The 19,768-nt window shown below is 55.4% G+C and carries 21 protein-coding genes; 15 read left to right on the top strand and 6 right to left on the bottom strand.

Annotated elements, in window-relative coordinates; translation table 11 throughout:
- Positions 1-245: 245 nt before the first annotated feature.
- Positions 246-1,259, bottom strand: a complete 1,014-nt coding sequence (gene pspF / locus RAC65_RS02480) for a phage shock protein operon transcriptional activator (protein ID WP_283786549.1) — start codon at positions 1,257-1,259, stop codon at positions 246-248.
- A 163-nt stretch (positions 1,260-1,422) separates the two neighbouring features.
- Here pspF and pspA point away from each other — a divergent pair, with 163 nt between their 5' ends.
- From pspA to tyrR, 7 genes are all read left to right on the top strand, one after another.
- On the top strand, positions 1,423-2,088 hold the full coding sequence (gene pspA, locus RAC65_RS02475) for a phage shock protein PspA (protein WP_006119300.1): 666 nt from the start codon (positions 1,423-1,425) through the stop codon (positions 2,086-2,088).
- A gap of 37 nt (positions 2,089-2,125) precedes the next feature.
- Positions 2,126-2,353 (top strand): envelope stress response membrane protein PspB, encoded by a 228-nt coding sequence (pspB, locus tag RAC65_RS02470; protein WP_006119299.1) that lies wholly within the window; start codon positions 2,126-2,128, stop codon positions 2,351-2,353.
- A complete protein-coding gene (gene pspC / locus RAC65_RS02465; RefSeq protein ID WP_033741792.1) occupies positions 2,350-2,700 on the top strand; it encodes an envelope stress response membrane protein PspC in 351 nt (116 codons plus the stop codon). Before pspB ends, pspC begins: the two co-directional genes overlap by 4 nt.
- 54 nt (positions 2,701-2,754) lie before the next feature.
- The gene (gene pspD / locus RAC65_RS02460; RefSeq protein WP_006119296.1) at positions 2,755-3,003 is read left to right on the top strand and encodes a phage shock protein PspD; all 249 of its coding nucleotides are present in this window, start codon (positions 2,755-2,757) and stop codon (positions 3,001-3,003) included.
- Positions 2,984-4,381: a YcjX family protein gene (locus tag RAC65_RS02455; protein ID WP_375096322.1), complete on the top strand. Its 1,398-nt coding sequence runs from the start codon at positions 2,984-2,986 to the stop codon at positions 4,379-4,381. Before pspD ends, RAC65_RS02455 begins: the two co-directional genes overlap by 20 nt.
- The gene (locus RAC65_RS02450) at positions 4,378-5,439 is read left to right on the top strand and encodes a YcjF family protein (RefSeq protein WP_033741789.1); all 1,062 of its coding nucleotides are present in this window, start codon (positions 4,378-4,380) and stop codon (positions 5,437-5,439) included. The genes RAC65_RS02455 and RAC65_RS02450 overlap by 4 nt, the downstream gene beginning before the upstream one ends.
- Before the next feature lie 224 nt (positions 5,440-5,663).
- Positions 5,664-7,235 (top strand): transcriptional regulator TyrR, encoded by a 1,572-nt coding sequence (gene tyrR, locus RAC65_RS02445; protein WP_058701845.1) that lies wholly within the window; start codon positions 5,664-5,666, stop codon positions 7,233-7,235.
- Positions 7,236-7,277: 42 nt separating this feature from the next.
- Here the strand turns inward: tyrR and tpx are convergent, their stop codons facing one another.
- Positions 7,278-7,781, bottom strand: coding sequence for a thiol peroxidase (gene tpx, locus RAC65_RS02440; RefSeq protein ID WP_006119290.1), 504 nt, complete (start codon positions 7,779-7,781; stop codon positions 7,278-7,280).
- A gap of 152 nt (positions 7,782-7,933) precedes the next feature.
- On the opposite strand from tpx, the gene ycjG reads away from it, so the two are divergent.
- The gene (gene ycjG / locus RAC65_RS02435; protein WP_058701846.1) at positions 7,934-8,917 is read left to right on the top strand and encodes an L-Ala-D/L-Glu epimerase; all 984 of its coding nucleotides are present in this window, start codon (positions 7,934-7,936) and stop codon (positions 8,915-8,917) included.
- Here ycjG and mpaA read toward each other — a convergent pair.
- On the bottom strand, positions 8,892-9,599 hold the full coding sequence (gene mpaA / locus RAC65_RS02430; RefSeq protein WP_039340227.1) for a murein tripeptide amidase MpaA: 708 nt from the start codon (positions 9,597-9,599) through the stop codon (positions 8,892-8,894). The two genes, ycjG and mpaA, sit on opposite strands and share 26 nt — an antisense overlap.
- A 154-nt stretch (positions 9,600-9,753) precedes the next feature.
- On the opposite strand from mpaA, the gene RAC65_RS02425 reads away from it, so the two are divergent.
- The 3 genes from RAC65_RS02425 (at position 9,754) to RAC65_RS02415 (ending at position 12,890) form a co-directional block, all read left to right on the top strand.
- Positions 9,754-11,373: an ABC transporter substrate-binding protein gene (locus RAC65_RS02425; protein WP_375096321.1), complete on the top strand. Its 1,620-nt coding sequence runs from the start codon at positions 9,754-9,756 to the stop codon at positions 11,371-11,373.
- 116 nt (positions 11,374-11,489) lie between these two features.
- On the top strand, positions 11,490-12,473 hold the full coding sequence (zntB, locus tag RAC65_RS02420; RefSeq protein WP_006119281.1) for a zinc transporter ZntB: 984 nt from the start codon (positions 11,490-11,492) through the stop codon (positions 12,471-12,473).
- Positions 12,474-12,761: 288 nt separating this feature from the next.
- Positions 12,762-12,890: a hypothetical protein gene (locus RAC65_RS02415; RefSeq protein WP_255421282.1), complete on the top strand. Its 129-nt coding sequence runs from the start codon at positions 12,762-12,764 to the stop codon at positions 12,888-12,890.
- Between the two features lie 54 nt (positions 12,891-12,944).
- Here the strand turns inward: RAC65_RS02415 and ttcA are convergent, their stop codons facing one another.
- Entirely contained in the window at positions 12,945-13,880 is a 936-nt protein-coding gene (gene ttcA / locus RAC65_RS02410) for a tRNA 2-thiocytidine(32) synthetase TtcA (RefSeq protein ID WP_283786561.1), read from the bottom strand.
- Positions 13,881-14,313: 433 nt separating this feature from the next.
- Entirely contained in the window at positions 14,314-14,970 is a 657-nt protein-coding gene (locus tag RAC65_RS02405) for an MgtC/SapB family protein (protein ID WP_006119272.1), read from the bottom strand.
- Between the two features lie 183 nt (positions 14,971-15,153).
- Between RAC65_RS02405 and RAC65_RS02400 the strand changes: the two genes are divergently transcribed.
- Entirely contained in the window at positions 15,154-15,429 is a 276-nt protein-coding gene (locus tag RAC65_RS02400; RefSeq protein ID WP_006119270.1) for a DUF333 domain-containing protein, read from the top strand.
- A gap of 32 nt (positions 15,430-15,461) precedes the next feature.
- On the opposite strand, the gene RAC65_RS02395 is transcribed toward RAC65_RS02400, so the two are convergent.
- Entirely contained in the window at positions 15,462-16,454 is a 993-nt protein-coding gene (locus RAC65_RS02395; protein WP_375096320.1) for a 2-hydroxyacid dehydrogenase, read from the bottom strand.
- 153 nt (positions 16,455-16,607) lie between these two features.
- Here RAC65_RS02395 and RAC65_RS02390 point away from each other — a divergent pair, with 153 nt between their 5' ends.
- From RAC65_RS02390 to RAC65_RS02380, 3 genes are read left to right on the top strand one after another with little or no spacing between them, the layout of a single operon-like run.
- Positions 16,608-19,229: a YdbH family protein gene (locus tag RAC65_RS02390; protein ID WP_375096319.1), complete on the top strand. Its 2,622-nt coding sequence runs from the start codon at positions 16,608-16,610 to the stop codon at positions 19,227-19,229.
- A complete protein-coding gene (locus RAC65_RS02385) occupies positions 19,226-19,414 on the top strand; it encodes a YnbE family lipoprotein (protein ID WP_006119266.1) in 189 nt (62 codons plus the stop codon). The genes RAC65_RS02390 and RAC65_RS02385 overlap by 4 nt, the downstream gene beginning before the upstream one ends.
- An 11-nt stretch (positions 19,415-19,425) precedes the next feature.
- Positions 19,426-19,746, top strand: coding sequence for a YdbL family protein (locus tag RAC65_RS02380; RefSeq protein ID WP_033741770.1), 321 nt, complete (start codon positions 19,426-19,428; stop codon positions 19,744-19,746).
- Positions 19,747-19,768: the final 22 nt, after the last annotated feature.

The raw sequence follows: 19,768 nt of genomic DNA, 5'->3' as shown, positions 1-19,768 counted from the left end.
AACGACCCGGGCAAAAAGGCGCAGCGTTGGTGTGGAGATGAGAAAAATTCTCAATAACACTTTACAGATGCAAACAGGAATGATTATTATTCAGTTGCACTTCGACGGGGCTCTACCGAAGAAGAGCACGACATTGCTCACATTGCTTCCAGTTGCCCGCTTCGGCGGGCCCTTTTTTTACCCGCCTGAATGCATTACAGCATGCCCCGGCACGTTGTCAGCTTCTGTACGTATATAAAAGCCCGCTAATGTTGTCCGTCGCGCGCCTGAATAGCGTGTTTTTTCATGATGGCACGGAGTTGATGATAGGTGACGCCCAGTAAGCTGGCCGCGCGGCGCTGATTATACTTTGCCTGTTGCAGGCTGATTTCCACCACGTCACGTTCCTGCTGATTCTGCCACTGGCGCAGATCAAGCGGAAGTGAAGGCAGGGCGGTTGGCGACTCGGTAGCAGGCAAGGGCGCGGCCCTGTCTGCGGCTTCACTGCGGCGGGCAAACGGGTTAATGATGATTTCATCCAGCGCGGTATCGCTGGTGTTATGGCGATAGACGGATCGTTCAACCACGTTTTTCAGCTCGCGCACGTTGCCCGGCCAGTGATGCTCAAGCAAGGTTTGCTGTGCGCGGGGCGTAAAGCCGGGAAACAACGGCAGTTTGAGCTCCCGACACATCTGTATGGCAAAATGGTCAGCCATGACCAGAATGTCGCTGCGGCGCTCCCGAAGCGGCGGCAACTGCACCACATCAAAGGCCAGGCGATCCAGCAGATCGGCCCGAAACTTACCGGCTTCGGCCAGCGCGGGTAAATCTTCATTGGTGGCGCAGATCAGACGCACATTAACCTGAAAAACATGGTTTCCGCCCACGCGTTCCAGTTGGCCGTATTCAATTACCCGCAACAGTTTTTCCTGAACCAGCATGGGGGCTGTCGCCAGTTCATCAAGAAACAAGGTGCCACCATCCGCGCGCTCAAAGCGGCCCAGATGACGTTTTTGCGCACCGGTAAAGGCACCTGCCTCATGGCCAAAAAGCTCAGAATCAAGCAGATTCTCGTTCAGCGCCGCACAGTTAAGAGAGACAAAAGGGCCCTGCCAGCGGTCAGAAAGGTAGTGCAGACGGCTGGCAATCAGCTCCTTACCTGTCCCGCGTTCGCCCACCACCAGCACAGGCTTCTCCAGCGGCGCGAGCTTAGACACCTGCTCCAGCACTTCCAGAAAGTTATTTGATTCGCCCAGCAAATTGTCGTTGTTCACAGACATGATGAATTTCGCCACTGATTAATCAATTTAACTATATTAGGTCAGGCAAAAAAAACTGCCAGCTTATTATCGTAATTAAAATCAATAAGATAAAAATTGGCACGCATCTTGAATTAGTCCTCACCAGCAAGCTAAAACTATGACCATCAAGAGGAGCATCATTATGGGTATTTTTTCTCGTTTCGCTGACATCGTTAATGCCAACATCAATTCACTGCTGGAACGCGCAGAGGATCCGCAGAAACTGGTGCGCCTGATGATTCAGGAGATGGAAGATACGCTGGTCGAGGTGCGTTCGACGTCAGCCCGCGCGCTGGCCGAAAAGAAACAGCTGTCACGCCGTATCGAGCAGGCTGAGCTACAGCAGGCTGAATGGCAGGAAAAAGCAGAACTGGCGATTCGCAAAGATAAAGAAGATCTGGCCCGTTCTGCGCTTATCGAAAAACAGAAGCTGACCGATCTGATCGCCTCGCTCAAACGCGAAGTCGAACAGGTTGACGAAACGCTGACGCGCATGAAAGGTGAGATTGCTGAGCTGGAGAAAAAACTGAGCGAAACCCGCGCGCGCCAGCAGGCGTTGACGCTGCGCCATCAGGCCGCCTCGTCATCCCGTGATGTCCGCCGTCAGCTGGACAGTGGTAAAATTGATGAAGCCATGGCGCGTTTCGAATCGTTTGAACGCCGAATCGATCATATGGAAGCGGAAGCGGAGAGCCACGGTTTTGGTAAACCTAAAACCCTGGATCAGCAGTTTACTGAGCTGAAAGCCGATGACGAAATCAGTCAGCAACTGAATGCGCTGAAAGCCAAAATGAACCGCAGCGAATAAACCGCCGCTGACAGTAGGAAAGGATTAAGGAGAGTCAATGAGCGCACTATTTTTGGCGATACCTCTTACAATATTTGTGCTGTTCGTGGCCCCCGTCTGGCTGTGGTTACACTACAGTAACAAGCGCAGCGGCGGAGCGGAGCTGTCACAGAGTCAGATGCAGCGTCTGCAACAGGTGACCCGGGATGCTCAGCGCATGCGCGAACGCATTGATGCGTTAGAAGCGATCCTGGATGCAGAACATCCTAACTGGAGGCAGCCATGATAAGAGGCCGTAAATTATGGCGTAAGCCTGACGAAGGAAAGCTGATGGGCGTCTGTGCCGGGCTGGCTGAGTATCTGGATGTGCCGGTGCGGCTGCTGCGTATCATTGTGATGTTATCGCTGTTCTTTGGGCTGTTTGTGTTTACCGTGATCGCCTACTTTGCGCTGGGTTTTGTGCTGGACGTAAAACCTGCTGGCGTGGACAACGGTGAAGCTCAGCCCACAGCCAGCGAACTGCTTGACCAACTGGAAACCGCGCTGCAACAGGATGAGCGTAATGTTCGCGACATAGAACGTTACGTCACCTCTGAAACGTTTAGTGTGCGCAGTCGTTTCCGTCAGATTTAATTATCGTCTGCTACGGGCCAGACCGGCCCGTCTGCTGATGACCGGGAGGTATTCATGACCGTTTCGCGCGCAGCAACGTTTCGCCATCGTGCCACACCTGCATTGAAGTCAGCCGCCAGATTCATCATTATCAATGCTGTTACTTACGGGCCTGCCGGTGTGACCGGCTGGGCCGTCAAATCGGTCGCGCGCCGTCCACTGCGCATTTTGCTTGGCCTGGCGCTTGAGCCGCTATTGAAACGCGTGATGAACCGGGTAGCGTCGCGCTTCATCAGGGAAAACGATGAAAAGACTGCAAACTGAACTGATAGCATTAATGAATCGCGGCGTCGACCGCCACCTTCGCCTGGCGGTCACCGGTCTCAGCCGCAGTGGTAAAACAGCTTTTATCACCTCGCTGGTCAACCAACTTCTTTCTGTCCACAGCGGCGCTCGTTTGCCGCTGTTTTCCGTTGTGCGTGATGAACGCCTGTTAGGGGTGAAACGCGTGCCGCAACGTGACATGGGCACGGCCCGTTTCACCTATGATGAAGGGCTGGCGCAGCTTTACGGTTCACCACCTGCCTGGCCCACGCCCACGCGTGGCGTAAGTGAAATGCGCCTGGCGTTACGTTACCGTCCGCATGACTCGCTGCTGCGTCATCTGAAAGAGACCGCCACGCTCTATCTTGAAATCGTTGATTACCCCGGCGAATGGTTGCTTGATCTGCCAATGCTGGCACAGGATTACCTGACCTGGTCACGCCAGATGAACGGCTTGTTGCAGGGCGATCGCGCCCTGTGGGCGCAACCCTGGCGCGACCTGTGTCAGCGCCTCGATCCGCTGGCACCGGCTGACGAGAACCGTTTAGCCGACATTGCCGAGGCCTGGACTGACTACCTGCATCGCTGCAAAGCCGAAGGATTACACTTTATCCAGCCAGGCCGCTTCGTGCTGCCCGGCGATATGGCGGGCGCGCCCGCACTCCAGTTTTTTCCGTGGCCTACCGCTGACGATGCCCAGGCGGCGAAACTGGCGCAGGTGGACAAAGGCAGCAATTTCGCCATGCTGCAACAGCGGTTTCATTACTACTGCCAGCATGTTGTTAAAGGATTCTATAAAAACCATTTCGTACGCTTTGACCGCCAGATTGTGCTGGTGGACTGCCTGCAACCGCTTAACAGCGGCCCGCAGGCCTTTAACGATATGCGGTTAGCCCTTACGCAGCTTATGCAGAGTTTTCACTACGGTCAGCGCACGCTGTTTCGCCGTCTCTTTTCGCCGGTGATCGATAAGCTGCTGTTCGCCGCCACCAAAGCCGATCACATTACTCACGACCAGCACGGCAATATGGTGTCCCTGTTACAGCAACTGGTGCAGGATGCCTGGCAAAATGCCGCGTTTGAAGGTATCAGCATGGACTGTACTGGTCTGGCTTCGGTACAGGCGACACAGAGTGGACAGGTTGATCATCAGGGTGAAAAAATCCCCGCATTGCGCGGGCACCGCTTAGCGGATGGCGAGGCACTGACGGTCTATCCGGGCGAAGTTCCCCCGCGCCTGCCGGGGGCGGCGTTCTGGCAACAACAGGGTTTTCAGTTTGAGCAGTTTCGCCCACAGCAACTGGATATCGATCGTCCTCTGCCGCACATCCGCATGGATGCGGCACTGGAGTTTTTACTGGGAGATAAATTGCGATGAGCGATCCGTTAAAGCCGCGTATTGATTTTGCCACGCCGCTGAACGACAAGCCGAATGACGTGTTGCGTCCGGCGCAAACCTTCGACGCGGAAGCCCGGAACGCGTTTTTAGCCGTTGCAGAAAGCGAGACGGCGGTGGAAGAGGAAAGCGCAGGGGAGCGCGCCGTCGAAGCGGCCCTGAAACCCAAACGCAGTTTGTGGCGCAACATGGTCGGTGCCGGGCTGGGCCTGTTTGGGATCAGCATCGTGGCGCAGGGCGTGCAGTGGAGCCACAACGCCTGGCTGGCGCACGACTGGTTTGCGCTGGGCAGCGGGATGGCCGGGGGACTGATCGTGGCCGCGGGTGTCGGCGCGTTAACCCGCGAGTGGCGACGACTGTATCAGCTGCGTCAGCGTGCAGAAGAGCGCGATCTGGGTCGGGAACTGCTTAACAGCCAAAGCGTGGGTAAAGGGCGGGATTTTTGCGAAAAACTGGCTCGCCAGGCCGAACTCGATCAGGCGCATCCTGCGTTACAACGCTGGCATGCTTCGCTCCATGAAACCCATAATGACGGTGAAACCGTGCGGTTGTATGCCCAACTGGTGCAGCCGGTGCTCGATCGGCAGGCCCGGCGGGAAATCAGTCGTCATGCCGCAGAATCCGCCCTGATGATTGCGGTGAGTCCGCTGGCGCTGGTCGATATGGCCTTTATTGCCTGGCGCAATATCAGGCTGGTCAACCGTATTGCCGCTATTTACGGTATTGAACTGGGCTACTTTAGCCGACTGCGCCTGTTCCGGCTGGTGCTGCTGAATATGGCATTTGCCGGCGCGTCTGAGCTGGTGCGTGAAGTGGGCATGGACTGGATGTCGCAGGATATCGCGGCGCGCCTGTCCGCCCGTGCCGCGCAGGGCATTGGCGCAGGCCTGCTGACCGCGCGTCTTGGCATTAAAGCCATGGAGCTGTGTCGGCCGTTACCCTGGCTGGAAAACGACAAACCCCGCCTGGGCGACTACCGTCGTGAATTGATCGGCCAGATAAAAGAAGCGCTGCAGAGGGGCGGAGAGAAACGCCAGTAACGGTTGTGCACTGAAACGTGAGTGCAGATGCTGTGCCTTCTGTGCTTTATCTCCTGACAACGTTGAGCGAATGTCACCGTCAGGGCTCTCCCGCCATCGCCGCAGCCTGCCGTTTAAAAAAACGCGCTTGCATAAAGGCTGTCAACTTTTCCTGACAGCCCCCTTTCTGCGGCGTAGGGGTTTAGCGTATTATCGCCGGATAATAAACGGATAAGGCCCACGCAATGCGTTTAGAAGTGTTTTGTCAGGACCGAATCGGCCTGGCGCGCGAATTACTGGATCTTTTGGTGGCGCGCGGAATCGATCTTCGCGGCATCGAAGTGGCCTCATCAGGCCGCATCTATCTTAATTTCTCCACGCTTGAGTTTGAGCAGTTCAGTAACCTGATGGCAGAAATCCGTCGCACGCCGGGCGTAACGGATGTTCGCACGGTGCCCTATATGCCTTCAGAGCGGGAGCATCGGGTACTGAGCGCCTTGCTGGTTGCCATGCCCGAGCCGGTTTTTTCTGTTGATCTCAGAAGCAAGGTAGAACTGGCCAATCCGGCCGCGCAAAACCTGTTTAATCTGGATGAGAACAAGATCCGCAATGTGAATGCCGACCACCTGATCAACGGTTTTAATTTTGGCCGCTGGCTGGAAAGCGAACGTGTCCAGGCGCAGGCGCAGCATGTGGTCATTGAAGGGCGCGATTTTCTGATGGAAGCCCATCCCATCTATCTGTCTGCCGACAGCGAACAGCAGGATCAGCTGGTAGGTGCGATGGTAATGCTGAAGTCCACCGCCAGGATGGGGCGTCAGTTACAAAACCTGGTGGTGACGGACGAAACGGAGTTCGATCATATCGTCGCCGTGACGCCCAAAATGCGTCAGGTGGTGGAGCAGGCACGTAAACTGGCGATGCATGATGCCCCATTACTGATTATTGGTGATACCGGCACCGGTAAAGATATGCTGGCCCGTGCCTGCCATTTACGCAGTGCGCGTGGAAAAATGCCGTTTCTGGCACTTAACTGCGCTTCACTTCCCGATGATGTGGCGGAAAGTGAGCTGTTTGGTCACGCGGCGGGCGCGTATCCCAATGCGCTGGAAGGCAAAAAGGGCTTTTTCGAACAGGCCAATGGCGGCTCGGTGCTGCTGGATGAAATTGGCGAAATGTCGCCCACGATGCAGACCAAGCTGCTGCGCTTCCTGAATGACGGCACCTTCCGTCGCGTCGGGGAAGAGCATGAAGTGCATGTCAACGTGCGCGTCATTTGCGCCACGCAGAAGAATTTATTCGAACTGGTGCAGCGTGGCGAGTTCCGGGAAGACTTGTTCTATCGCCTTAACGTCCTGACGCTTAACCTGCCGCCGCTGCGCGAGCGTGTGCAGGACATCATGCCGCTGACGGAAATGTTTGTGGCGCGTTTTGCCGATGAACAGGGGATTCCCCGACCACGCCTTTCTTCGCAGCTCAACGCGTTTCTGGTGCGTTACAACTGGCCGGGCAATGTGCGTCAGTTGAAAAACGCGCTGTATCGGGCGCTGACCCAGCTCGAAGGCCACGAATTGCGCCCTCAGGACATCGTACTGCCGGAACAGGCGCTTGATGTGTCGCTGGGAGAAGAGGCGATGGAAGGGACGCTGGATCAGATTACCCGTCGCTTTGAACGTTCCATCCTCACGCGTTTGTATCTTTCTTATCCCAGTACGCGAAAACTGGCAAAACGGCTTGGCGTTTCGCACACGGCGATTGCCAATAAGTTGCGGGAATACGGGTTAGGGCAGAAACGCGGGGACAGCGACGGCGAATAACAACACAGCGGATAAGCGGGCGCTTATCCGCTGTGTCCCGTCTTATTTCAGTGCGGCAAGCGCAGCATCATAATCCGGCTCGGTGGTGATCTCATTCACCAGCTGGCTGTACAGCACGTTGTCATGCTCATCCAGCACGATGACGGCACGCGCGGTCAGGCCCTGCAGGGCACCGTCAGCAATTTCCACCCCATAATCCTGTTTGAACTCGCCACCGCGCAGCGTGGACAGCGTGACCACGTTATTCAGGTTATCTGCGCCGCAAAAGCGCGACTGAGCAAACGGCAGATCGGCTGAAATGCATAACACCACGGTATTATTCAGTTCGCCCGCCAGTTGGTTAAATTTACGTACCGAAGACGCACACACGCCAGTATCGACGCTGGGAAAAATATTCAGAATCTTGCGTTTTCCTGCATACTCAGAGAGTGAGACATTCGCGAGGTTTTTGGCCACCAGCGTAAAAGGTTTAGCGCTATCGCCGGGCTGCGGAAACTGGCCAGCAACCGCTACCGGGTTGCCCTGAAAGTGAACAGTCTGAGACATACGAATTCCTTCTAATGATGTTATCTGACAAAAAAATAGGGCATCAGTACAGATATAGCCTTTGTTTATGACATAAATTTTAAGGGTTTACGAGTGTAATTGTTGCCTGAATTTAAATGACAGTGATGAATCGCTGACAACAAGGAGCGCTAATGAGGACGGTAAAATGTTATCCCGAAGCCTGGCCGTTGCATACGCCGTTTGTCATCGCGCGCGGCAGCCGCACTGAAGCCAAAGTCGTGGTGGTGGAAATTGAAGAAAACGGAGTAAAAGGCACGGGAGAAGCCACGCCCTATACGCGCTATGGCGAAAGCGAAGCGCTGGTGCTGGAGCACATCGCGACGGTGATGCCCCAGCTTCAGCAGGGCCTGACCCGCGAGGCACTGCAAACGCTGTTGCCCGCAGGGGCCGCCCGGAACGCCATTGACTGCGCGCTGTGGGATCTGGCCGCCCGGCAGCAGCACCGCACGCTGGAGCAGGTCGTCGGCATTGCACCGATCGCGTCAGTGATCACCGCACAAACGGTCAGCATTGATACACCAGAGGCGATGGCCAGCAGTGCCCAGGCACTGTGGCAGCATGGCGCAACGCTGCTCAAAATTAAAATGGACAACAACTTTATCACCGAGCGCCTGATGGCGATCCGTGCGGCGGTGCCCGACGCCACGTTAATCGTGGATGCGAATGAGTCATGGCACGCTGAAGGCCTGGCGGCACGCTGCCAGCTGTTAGCCGATCTGGAAATCGCTATGCTGGAACAGCCGTTACCGGCTGGAGAAGACGAGGCGCTGGCAAATTTTATTCACCCTTTACCCATCTGTGCCGATGAAAGTTGCCACACGCGGGAAAGCCTGCCCGCGCTGCATGGGCGCTACGACATGGTGAATATCAAGCTTGATAAAGCCGGTGGGCTGACGGAAGCGCTGGCGCTGGCACAGGCTGCGCGCGATCAGGGCTTTACGCTGATGTTGGGCTGCATGATCTGTACGTCCCGGGCGATTCGCGCCGCCTTGCCGCTGGTACCTATGGTGCGCTTTGCCGATTTGGATGGTGCCACCTGGCTGGCTGTCGATGTCGAGCCCGCCCTGAAGGTACAGAACGGAGCATTAATCACGGCTGCCAGCGCAGCAGATTAACCATCACCTCCAGCCACGTTTCCGTCGCCTCATCTACCGCAATGACGGGCATCTCTGCGGTCACGCACGGCAGACTCAGGTCGTGACACCAACTGCCAAAGGAGCCGGGCGTGGCATAGCCCACGCTGCTGACGCGCGGCAAACCCGTCTGCGCGGCCAGCCAAGCACCGACCTCGGCGTGATGCGGATCGTCGATACAGGCCAGCGGCTCATGCCAGGAAACCACCCAGGCCGGTTTTAGTTGATGAATCAGGCTGCATAATGCCTGGGTTTCCGGCTCTGAGGCGGGATGTGCCCCTGTCGAAAGCGTCACATCCCGCGCGTCTGCCGCGCTGTTCCAGCGGTACACCGTTTCACCTGACTGCCAGTTAGCCGCCGGGAAGTTACGGTTCAGGTCAACGCCATTAGCATTCGCCCGCAGCCCCAGCTGGCAGCCATCGGGATTGACCGCCAGAACAACGTGATGACGGCGCAGGCCGTCAGGCAGGGTGCGCAGCGCCGCAGAAAGGGCCGCAATCGCGGCGTTTTCATCACCGTGCGTGCCAGCCAGAATCAGTCCACTGTTGCTGTCAGTCTGATTGGCGGGAAACCAGAGCAGCGGGGCACCCAGAACGGAACGCCCGTATTGCTGCCAGGAAATAGCCAGTTTTCCGCGCTGTGAGCGGGGATGCATTGACGGCATAGTGACATTCTCCAGAGGGTTTCCTTAAAAGTAGCGGAAAAGCCGCCGGGGGAAAATAGCTATTTATCAATCAGCAATTTGCGATAAAGTGGCCGGTAACAGGCTGACTCAGTGAGACGCTGATGCAGCACTTCTTTATCGTAAAGGGGTGAACATGATTATTCGCTTTTCTCCAACGCTAACCGCCCTGAGTCTGCTTAGCGCCACCTTACCCGTTTTTGCCGCAGAGGTGCCCGCAGGCGCGCAGCTCGCCGCAAAACAAGAGATTGTCCGTCACATCAAAGATGAGCCTGCGTCACTTGACCCGGCTAAAGCCGTGGGACTGCCCGAAATCCAGGTGATGCGCGATCTCTACGAAGGGCTCACCAGCCAGGATGCTCACGGGAAAATTGTGCCGGGCGTGGCACAAAGCTGGAGCAGCAGTGATAACAAAGTCTGGATTTTCACCCTGCGCAATAATGCACGCTGGTCTGATGGCGAGCCCGTCACTGCACAGGATTTTGTCTACAGCTGGCAGCGCGTAGTGGATCCTAAAACCAGTTCGTCTCAGGCCTCTTTTGTCGCGCTCAGTGGTTTAAGTGAGGCGGACGCTATCACTAAAGGGACGACAACACCGGACAAACTGGGCGTCACCGCGCTGGATAAACACCGCCTGAAAGTGACGCTCTCGCGCCCGGTGCCCTGGTTTCCGGCCATGGTGTCTAATGTGGCTTTCTATCCCGTCCCGCAACGCGTGATTGAGAAAGAGGGCGATCAGTGGACACAGCCCGGCAAGCTGGTCGGAAACGGCGCTTACCAACTTGACAGCCGAGTGGTTAACGAAAAAATCGTACTGGTGCGTAATCCGCGCTACTGGGATAACGCGCACGCCGTGTTAACTAAAGTGACCTTTTTGCCCATCAACGAAGAATCCAGCGCCACCAAGCGCTACCGCGCGGGCGATGTGGACATTACCGAATCGTTTCCTAAAAACATGTATGCCCTGCTGAAAAAGACGCTGCCGGGGCAGGTTTATACGCCGGATCAACTCGGAACCTACTATTACGCGTTTAATACGCAGCAGGGCCCTACGGCCGATGCGCGCGTACGCAAAGCGCTGTCATGGAGTATCGATCGCCAGGTTATCGCGGACAAAGTCTTGGGCACGGGTGAAAAACCGGCCTGGCACTTTACACCAGATGTGACCGCCGGATTTACACCGCTGCCTGCCTTGCAGCAACAGCATAATCAACAAGAGATGGACGCGCAGGCCAGAGCGTTGCTGGCGGCGGCAGGATACGGGCCGGCGAAACCCCTGAAGCTGACGCTGTTGTATAACACGTCTGAAAGCCACCAGAAGATTGCCATTGCGGTTGCATCCATGTGGAAGAAGAATCTTGGCGTGGACGTGAAGCTGGAAAATCAGGAGTGGAAAACCTACATCGACAGCCGAAACTCTGGACGCTTTAACGTCATCCGCGCCTCCTGGGTGGGGGACTACAATGAGCCGTCGACCTTTTTAACTCTGCTGACATCCGGCAACAGCAGTAATATTCCGCGCTTCAAAAATGCCGAATATGATGCCGTGATCGCTAAGGCGAGCATGGAAACCAGTGACCAGGCCCGCAATGCAGATTACAACCGGGCCGAACAAATCATTGCGGAACAGGCCCCCATCGCGCCCATTTACCAGTACACCAATGGCCGCCTGATCAAGCCGTGGGTGAAAGGCTATCCGATCACCAACCCGGAAGATGTCGCCTACAGCCGTGAACTGTGGATTGAGAAACACTGATCTAAGGCGGCCTGCCTCGGGCCGCCTTCTGACATCTTTGTACACAGGCTCAGGATTGCAACTCAACACCGCCACGCTAGACTGTATCGTATTGATTTTGATAGCGGGGTAACGGTGTGGACGGTGTGAAAGGAAAATCGCTTCAGGTAACAGATGCCATCATTTCCTGCCAGTTGGATGGGAAGGGCGGCATGATACCGATTGATGAAACCCAGGTGCTGCACGATGAGCATCCCTGCTGGCTGCATCTCAATTATACCCATCCCCGCAGCGCTGAATGGCTGCAATCCACGCCTCAGATCCCGGATGCCGTGCGTGATGCGCTGGCCGGTGAAAGCATGCGGCCTCGCGTGTCCCGGTTGGGGGACGGTTTTATGATTGTCCTGCGCAGCGTGAACCATAACAGCGATGCGCGCCCTGACCAGTTAGTGGCAATGCGGGTGTTTATTAACGATCAGCTCATTGTGTCCACCCGGCGACGTAAAGTGTTTGCCGTGGATGAAGTGCTGACGGATCTCGAAAACGGTAACGGCCCGGTCAACTGTGGCAGCTGGCTGGTCGAGGTCTGCGATGCGTTAACCGGTCACACCAGCGAATTTATCGAAGATCTGCATGACAAAATCATTGAACTCGAAGATGCCTTACTGGACCAACGCATTCCCCCGCGGGGTGAACTGGGCCTGCTGCGCAAACAGCTGATTGTGATGCGCCGTTACATGGCTCCACAGCGTGATGTTTTTGCCCGGCTCGCCAGTGAAAAACTGCCCTGGATGGACGACAGTGAGCGCCGCCGCATGCAGGAGATTGCCGACCGGCTGGGGCGCGGCCTGGACGATCTGGACGCGGGCGTAGCCAGAACGGCCGTGCTGGCCGATGAAGTCGCCTCGGTAATGGCCGAATCCATGAATCGCCGCACCTATACGATGTCGCTGATGGCGATGATTTTTCTGCCCGCTACCTTTTTAACCGGGCTGTTTGGTGTCAACCTGGGCGGCATTCCCGGCGGCGGATGGCGCTACGGCTTCAGCGTGTTCTGTATTTTACTGGTCATACTGGCGTTAGGCGTGGCGGGATATTTACGTAAGCGGCGTTGGCTTTGACAGACAAAGCCTGTGAATTGCCTTAGTGACAGAGGGCTTAACAGAAGTAAAGCTGATCGACATCAATACCTGCCGGAGGCAACTGACGCAAACTCTCTCCCGCAGGTGAATGCAACGTCAAGCGATGGGCGTTGCGCTCCATATTGTCTTACTTCCTTTTTTTGAATAACTGCATAGTACAGTTGATTCGACCTACGCCGGCCTTGTTGCCGGCTTTTTTTTTACCTGCTGGCTGAAAGGCCTAATCTTTCCTAAGCTTAATGTTCATTCGCTACAGAGGAGCACGGTATGAAGGCGATACATAACAGCGAGCCGATTCCAACCGATCCGCCCCCCATTCCTCAGCCGCAACCCGATCCGCCACCGGATCCGGAGTTTCCGCCGATAATGGACCCGCCGCCTCACCGCAACGTATAAAAAAAGGGCATGCGTTTACGCGCATGCCCTTTACCTTTAATGTATTCAGCAGCGTTATTTAATTTCTAAAACATCAAGGCGTTCACTGACATCGGGTGCATCGTCTTCATCGCTGCGCCAGCCAACCGGATTCACCGGCAGGGTTTCGCGATCGAAAGCGAGATCGCCGCCATCCACCACCGCATCCCCGTGCTTAATGCCTTTGAAATCAAACAGATTCACGTCGGCCATGTGTGACGGCACGACGTTCTGCATCGCGCTGAACATGGTTTCAATCCGGCCCGGATAGCGTTTATCCCAGTCGCGCAGCATATCTGCCACCACCTGACGCTGCAGGTTAGGCTGCGAACCACACAGGTTACACGGGATAATCGGGAACTGACGCGCTTCGGAGAAACGAATGATATCTTTCTCGCGGCAGTAGGCCAGTGGACGAATGACAATTTGTTTCCCGTCATCGCTCATCAGTTTCGGTGGCATGCCTTTCATCTTGCCGCCGTAGAACATATTTAAAAACAGCGTTTGCAGGATGTCATCGCGATGGTGGCCCAGCGCAATTTTGGTGCAGCCCAGCTCTGTGGCTGTGCGGTACAAAATGCCACGACGCAGACGCGAGCACAGCGAGCAGGTGGTTTTGCCCTCTGGAATCTTCTCTTTAACGATAGAGTAGGTGTCTTCCTCGACAATTTTGTACTCAACACCTTGCGCCTCAAGATATTCCGGCAGGATATGCCCCGGAAAACCGGGTTGCTTCTGATCAAGATTGACTGCCACCAGACTGAAACTCACCGGCGCGCTCTTCTGCAGGCTACGCAGGATCTCCAGCATGGTATAGCTGTCTTTACCACCGGACAGGCAAACCATGATGCGGTCGCCTTCTTCGATCATATTAAAATCGGCAATGGCCTCGCCTACGTGACGACGCAAACGCTTCTGGAGCTTGTTGAGGTTGTATTGTTCTTTCTTGTTAATTTCTTGATTTTGCAGCATTACGTCGCTTCTCAATAATCAAAGGGGCACATTTGAGCCTGTTGCCGTGCCCCCTGATTTGCTTTATGACAGGTTATCACCCGCCGAAGATTGTCAGCAGGCAAAGTATGCCGCGTATGGTACGGATTACGCGTGCAATTTCCAATATCAATTATCGTTAAGCATAAACCTGATGGTGACTGACCACGATATTTTGCCTTCCGTCTTATTTTTGCCAACTGCACTGGCAAGAGAGATAAGATGAAAAGCAGAGAATAAACACGGTCAGATAAAAGCGTTATTCACGCCGACAATAAGCCGCAATGAAAGCAGAAATGAAGATCTCATGGTGAGGGTAAGGATATGTCTACTGTCGGGTGGGATTTATCCCGCCCGACAAGAACGTGCATCTACGCTTTATCGTGCGGAAGCGGCACAACGCAGCATCCATGTCCTACATCATCTCCAGCGACTGCACGCCCTTTACTTCCATGATTTTGTCATACAGATGCGCATCGCTGGATTTCCGGGAGAGGGTAACCTGAACGCTTAATTCACATAAACCGCTTTCCTCGTCCCGGTTAATGACCGAAATATTGCCATAGCGGATGCCTTCGCGTTGCATGACCAACAGCACCAGCGGCACGCTTTTCGCCTTGAGATAAACAATTAACGTATGGTGTTTACCAATCAGTAAATGACTCAAACGGCGGAAAACCTCGAGCACCACCAGAGCCAGCACGGTGCCGTAAATGCCGATTTCATACATGCCGCTCCCGATGACCAGGCCGATTGCGGCGGTAACCCAAAGCCCGGCTGCCGTCGTCAGGCCTTTAACCACCTGTTTCTGGATCAGAATCGTTCCGGCACCCAGAAAACCCATGCCGCTGACAACCTGTGCCGCGACGCGGCTGGGATCGAGTGCAACGTGATCCTTCATCAACATGTCGGCAAAGCCATATTTAGACACCAGCATAAACATCGCACTGCCAATCCCGACCAGAATATGAGTACGTAATCCGGCTTCTTTGGCACGCATCTGACGTTCCAGGCCAATCAGACCGCCCAGAATGCCCGCCAGCGCGATACGAATCAGCATATCCATTAACATTCTTTTTCTCCGTTCGACATCATGGTTAAACTATATTCCGCCACGTGACTATGTGATAACAGGATAATTCTGCTTGTAATAGGTCAGGATATTTTTTGTAAAAAGCTATTTCTTCTCTCGACCCCGTGTCAGGGCTGACATATTCTTGCTTAGCCTTTAACTCACCTTCCCGGAGTCTGATTGATGAAAGCCGCGACTTTTCTGCTGGCAGGTGCCGCGTTGTTATTGTCTGCCTGCAGCAGTAACAGCGATGACAACGAGCCGCCACAACAAGCCACCGCCGCCCACGTTCAGCCACGTGTGGTTATGTCTGCAATGGCGGAGGCCAGTTGTACCAATGCAGGGGGAACGCTGGCGTTTTCAAATCAACTGGACGGCTCGCGCATCGGCATGTGTCAGTTAGTCAACGGACGCCGCTGCAGCGAGCAGGCATTGCTCGGCGGTAACTGCGCCCGCTAAACGCGGAGGCCGGCTGTGACCGGCCTGCGTTATCAGGCCGTCACCCGGTTCGGACAGTCTTCGCCACGATGAAGCCAGCTGAGGTTTTCCAGCGTGGTTTCTGAAATCGCCGTCAGAGCTTCAGCGGTCAAAAAAGCCTGATGGCCTGTGAACAGCACGTTGTGGCAGGCTGACAGGCGGCGGAAAATATCATCCTGAATGACATCATTCGATTTATCTTCAAAGAACAAATCCCGCTCATTCTCATAAACGTCCATGCCTAACGCGCCAATTTTTTGCTGCTTAAGTGCATCAATGGCGGCCTGAGAATCAATTAACCCACCCCGACTGGTATTAATAATCATGACGCCATCGCGCATCTGCGCAAACGCGTTAGCATTAAGCAGATGATGGTTTTCCGGCGTTAACGGGCAATGCAGTGTAATCACATGCGACTCGGCAAACAGGGTTTTCAGATCGACATATTCCGCGCCCAGCGATAACGCCTGTTCCGAAGGATAGGGATCGAAGGCCAGTAAACGCATGCCAAATCCTTTTAAGATGCGCAGGGTGGCTATGCCTATTTTGCCGGTGCCAATAATGCCGGCGGTTTTGTTATGCATATTAAAACCGGTCAGGCCGTCCAGCGAAAAATTCGCATCGCGGGTGCGTTGATAGGCGCGATGAATACGGCGATTCAATGTCATCATCAGGCCGACGGCATGTTCAGCGACGGCTTCCGGGGAATAGGCGGGCACGCGAACCACTTCCAGACCCAGTTCAGCCGCGGCTTTCAGATCGACATTATTAAATCCGGCGCAGCGCAGGGCGATAAATTTCACCCCCAATTCCGCCAGTTCCTCCAGCACCGGGCGGCTACCGTCGTCATTCACAAAAAGGCAAACCGCATCACAGTCTACGGCGGTCTTGGCCGTGCTTTCGCTCAGCAAAAAATCATAAAAGACCAGATCGAAACCATACTGTTTATTGACCTGTTCAAAATATTTCTGGTCGTAGTGTTTAGTACTGTATACGGCGATTTTCATCGTGGTGCTCCTGGAAAAGGGATGCAACAAGGATAACGTTTTCTCTTACTTTTTGCTGACACCTCTTTAACCTTGCCGGTCAAACCTTCACCTTCGGCGTGTTACGTGCCATCATTACGCCCAGGATATTGAAAAAAAAGGAGTCTTGTTTTCATGCCACGGAGTTTCCGTCGACGCCTGGCCGCGATTCTGGCGCTGATTTTATTGCTGCTGGGATTACTGCTAACCCTTACACAGTGGCTGCCGCGTCTGGTGGGCCTCTGGCTACCTGCAGGCACGCGCGTCGAACTGGAAAACAGCCCACGCTGGCATGACGGGCAACTCATTTTCCCATCTCTTCATTATTTAGCCGGTGACTGTCGCCTGGCGAGCGTCAAAAACGCGGCGCTGGGCCGGCAACAGTCGCGCTGGACGCTCAACGTACAACAGGTCACGTTGCAAAGCGAATGCCTGCAACATCTGCCCGAATCACAAACCGCCTCAACCGCACCGAAAACGCTGGCAGAGTGGCAGGCCATGCTGCCGGGCGCAGATATTCACATTGATAAGCTGACGATCTCGCCCTGGCAGGACTATGCCGGTGGCCTGGATTTGAACCTCAATAAAGCCAGCCAGCAGCTGCATTACCGGGGCGATAATTTACAGCTTGAGGCCACGCTGGAAGGTCAGCAGCTGATGGTCAGACAATTGACGATCACCCATCCGGCGCTTACCGAGCCGCTCAGCCTCAAAGGTCATTTTGAACTGCCGCAATACGCTAACGGCCTGCCGGTTAACGGCGAGATCGCGGGCGCGCTGGCCCTGGACGGGTTTCCGCAACCGCTAAAAGCGGCACTGAGCTGGCAGCATGAAAGCGGCCTGCTGAACATCACCACAGCGGATGCTGCCCGTCCCTTGCTGCGTCTTCCGTGGCAGGCCAGCCGTGACCGCATCACTATTGAGAAGGGTGAATATTACTGGCCACTCACGGCGCAACCCTTGTCGGGCTTTGTGACGCTGACGCTGGATAACTGGCAGGCCGGGCTGGATGCCACAACGGTCACTGGTCGCCTTAACCTGCTGACGCAGGGACGGGGCGGCAAAGGCAATGTCGTTCTGGGCATAGGTCCGGGTCATCTCAGCCTGACGCAAAGCCAGCTGCCGTTACAACTGACCGGCGACAGTAAATTTGCTGCCATGCAGCTGTTCGGCAGTATTCCTGGGCAACTGACCGGATCATTACTGAATCCCGAACTGATTGTTAAACCCAACGCACTGTTGCGCCTGCGCGGGCGTTTACTTTCAACGCTGAACGTGGATGAAGCGCGCTGGCCGCTGGCGGGGGTGCGCTTATCGTCCCGGGGCATTTCTGGACGCCTGCAGGCCATTCTGCGCGCGCACGATCCCAGCTTTGGTCGCTTCACCCTGCATCTGGACGGCGGGGCCCGTGACTTCTGGCCGGATACGGGTGAATGGCGCTGGCGCTACTGGGGAGAAGGCGAGATGCATCCGTTACAGGCGAAATGGGATGTCAGGGGAACCGGTGGCTGGCGCGGCACGCTTATCCATCTTGACACCTTGTCGACCGGTTTTAACCAGATGCAATACGGCAGCGTGCGGGTGGAAAAGCCGCGTTTAATCCTGACTGCCCCGGTGAACTGGCAGCGAGAGGCGGACAATCCTTCCTTTGACGGAAAATTTCAGATGCAGGCCGGTCAGACGCACTTCAGCTACGGGGGCTGGCTGGCTCACTCAACGCTGGATTTTGCCGCCCGCGGGCGCGATCCCGGTCATTTTGTCTGGGGCGGCGAACTGAAAGCCGGCAAGGTCGGCCCGGTACGGGTTAACGGGCGCTGGGATGGCGAGCGCCTGCGCGGTCAGGCCTGGTGGCCCACGCAGTCGCTGACGGTTTTTCAGCCGTTGCTCAGCCCCGATCTGAAAATGAAAATTCGCGCGGGCGAACTGCGCGCTCAGGTGGCGTTTTCTGCCGCCGCTCTGCAGGGTTTTCACGCGGGCGGACACTGGACGGTGAAAAACGGCAGCGTCTGGACGCCAGACAGCCAGATTAACGGCATCGATTTCTCGCTGCCATTCCGTCTGCAAAACCAACAGTGGCATTTTGGCTTACGTGGACCAGTTTCATTGCGCATCGCAGAAATCAAGAATCAGTTTGCCATGCAGAATATTCAGGCTGACTTACAAGGTGCCTGGCCATGGCGGGAAAACGATCCGCTCTGGTTGCAGGATGTCAGCATGGATCTGCTGGGCGGGAAAATTACGATGCCGTCTCTGCGGATGCCACAGCACAGCCCGGCGCGCGTGTCGCTTCGGGATATCAGCCTGAGTAAACTCGTCAGCGCGATTAAACCCAGGCAGTTCGCGATGTCGGGCAGGGTGAATGGCGAATTACCGCTGTGGATCACGAATGCGCGCTGGATCATCGAAAATGGCTGGATTGCCAACAGCGGGCCGCTGACCTTCCGGATGGATAAAGACATGGCCGATGCCATCACCCAAAATAATATTGCGGCAGGCGCCGCGATGGACTGGCTGCGCTATATGGAGATTTCGCGTTCCTGGGCCACGCTGAATCTGGATAATCTGGGCGAACTGACCATGGTCGCGCAGGTGCAGGGCACCAGCCGTTTCAGCAACCGCAACCAGACCGTAAATTTAAACTATCGTCATCAGGAAAACCTGTTCCAGTTGTGGCGCAGCCTGCGCTTTGGCGATAATTTGCAATCCTGGGTGGAGGAAAATGCCACTCTGCCGTCGAAAAAGGAACCCTCACCATGAGCCTCAGGGCCTTACTGCTGCTGATAGCCGGACTTCCGCTGACGGGCTGTGTACCGCGCATCGAAGTTGCCGCGCCAAAAGATCCGATTACCATCAACATGAATGTGAAAATCGAGCATGAGATCCACATTAAAGTGGACAAGGATGTGGAAGCGTTACTGAAAAATCAGAGCGACCTGTTTTGAGGAGAGCCCGCATGAAACGCATCGGCATCACATGCTTACTGGCCCTTACGATGAGCCTGCCCGCCTGGGCATTGACGCTGGATGAAGCCCGTCAGTCAGGCCGGGTGGGAGAAACACTGTCAGGATATATTGCGCCGCGCGCAGATGACAGCGACACGCTGGCACTGGTTAAACGCATTAATGACGGTCGTGCTGCACAGTATCAACGTCTGGCAGAGCAGAACAACCTGACAACGGATGAGGTGGCCAGAATCGCCGGACAGAAGCTGGTAAACCGTGCCGCAGCGGGGGAATATGTACGTGGCATCAACGGACAGTGGCTCAGGAAATAGCCGGGCGACAACGTTGTACGGC

This window comes from Pantoea sp. BS_8 (assembly GCF_041954965.1).
Taxonomy (GTDB): Bacteria; Pseudomonadota; Gammaproteobacteria; order Enterobacterales; family Enterobacteriaceae; genus Pantoea; species Pantoea stewartii.
The sequence above is the reverse complement of the archived record's forward strand: the minus strand, read 5'-3'. Positions and strand labels throughout refer to the sequence as shown.

What these genes read in the sequence shown, in the direction of transcription:
- pspF (WP_283786549.1), bottom strand. Translation starts at nt 1,259, where the DNA reads ATGTCTGTGAACAACGACAATTTGCTGGGCGAATCAAATAACTTTCTG.
- pspA (WP_006119300.1), top strand. Translation starts at nt 1,423, where the DNA reads ATGGGTATTTTTTCTCGTTTCGCTGACATCGTTAATGCCAACATCAAT.
- pspB (WP_006119299.1), top strand. Translation starts at nt 2,126, where the DNA reads ATGAGCGCACTATTTTTGGCGATACCTCTTACAATATTTGTGCTGTTC.
- pspC (WP_033741792.1), top strand. Translation starts at nt 2,350, where the DNA reads ATGATAAGAGGCCGTAAATTATGGCGTAAGCCTGACGAAGGAAAGCTG.
- pspD (WP_006119296.1), top strand. Translation starts at nt 2,755, where the DNA reads ATGACCGTTTCGCGCGCAGCAACGTTTCGCCATCGTGCCACACCTGCA.
- RAC65_RS02455 (WP_375096322.1), top strand. Translation starts at nt 2,984, where the DNA reads ATGAAAAGACTGCAAACTGAACTGATAGCATTAATGAATCGCGGCGTC.
- RAC65_RS02450 (WP_033741789.1), top strand. Translation starts at nt 4,378, where the DNA reads ATGAGCGATCCGTTAAAGCCGCGTATTGATTTTGCCACGCCGCTGAAC.
- tyrR (WP_058701845.1), top strand. Translation starts at nt 5,664, where the DNA reads ATGCGTTTAGAAGTGTTTTGTCAGGACCGAATCGGCCTGGCGCGCGAA.
- tpx (WP_006119290.1), bottom strand. Translation starts at nt 7,781, where the DNA reads ATGTCTCAGACTGTTCACTTTCAGGGCAACCCGGTAGCGGTTGCTGGC.
- ycjG (WP_058701846.1), top strand. Translation starts at nt 7,934, where the DNA reads ATGAGGACGGTAAAATGTTATCCCGAAGCCTGGCCGTTGCATACGCCG.
- mpaA (WP_039340227.1), bottom strand. Translation starts at nt 9,599, where the DNA reads ATGCCGTCAATGCATCCCCGCTCACAGCGCGGAAAACTGGCTATTTCC.
- RAC65_RS02425 (WP_375096321.1), top strand. Translation starts at nt 9,754, where the DNA reads ATGATTATTCGCTTTTCTCCAACGCTAACCGCCCTGAGTCTGCTTAGC.
- RAC65_RS02415 (WP_255421282.1), top strand. Translation starts at nt 12,762, where the DNA reads ATGAAGGCGATACATAACAGCGAGCCGATTCCAACCGATCCGCCCCCC.
- ttcA (WP_283786561.1), bottom strand. Translation starts at nt 13,880, where the DNA reads ATGCTGCAAAATCAAGAAATTAACAAGAAAGAACAATACAACCTCAAC.
- RAC65_RS02405 (WP_006119272.1), bottom strand. Translation starts at nt 14,970, where the DNA reads ATGTTAATGGATATGCTGATTCGTATCGCGCTGGCGGGCATTCTGGGC.
- RAC65_RS02400 (WP_006119270.1), top strand. Translation starts at nt 15,154, where the DNA reads ATGAAAGCCGCGACTTTTCTGCTGGCAGGTGCCGCGTTGTTATTGTCT.
- RAC65_RS02395 (WP_375096320.1), bottom strand. Translation starts at nt 16,454, where the DNA reads ATGAAAATCGCCGTATACAGTACTAAACACTACGACCAGAAATATTTT.
- RAC65_RS02390 (WP_375096319.1), top strand. Translation starts at nt 16,608, where the DNA reads ATGCCACGGAGTTTCCGTCGACGCCTGGCCGCGATTCTGGCGCTGATT.
- RAC65_RS02385 (WP_006119266.1), top strand. Translation starts at nt 19,226, where the DNA reads ATGAGCCTCAGGGCCTTACTGCTGCTGATAGCCGGACTTCCGCTGACG.
- RAC65_RS02380 (WP_033741770.1), top strand. Translation starts at nt 19,426, where the DNA reads ATGAAACGCATCGGCATCACATGCTTACTGGCCCTTACGATGAGCCTG.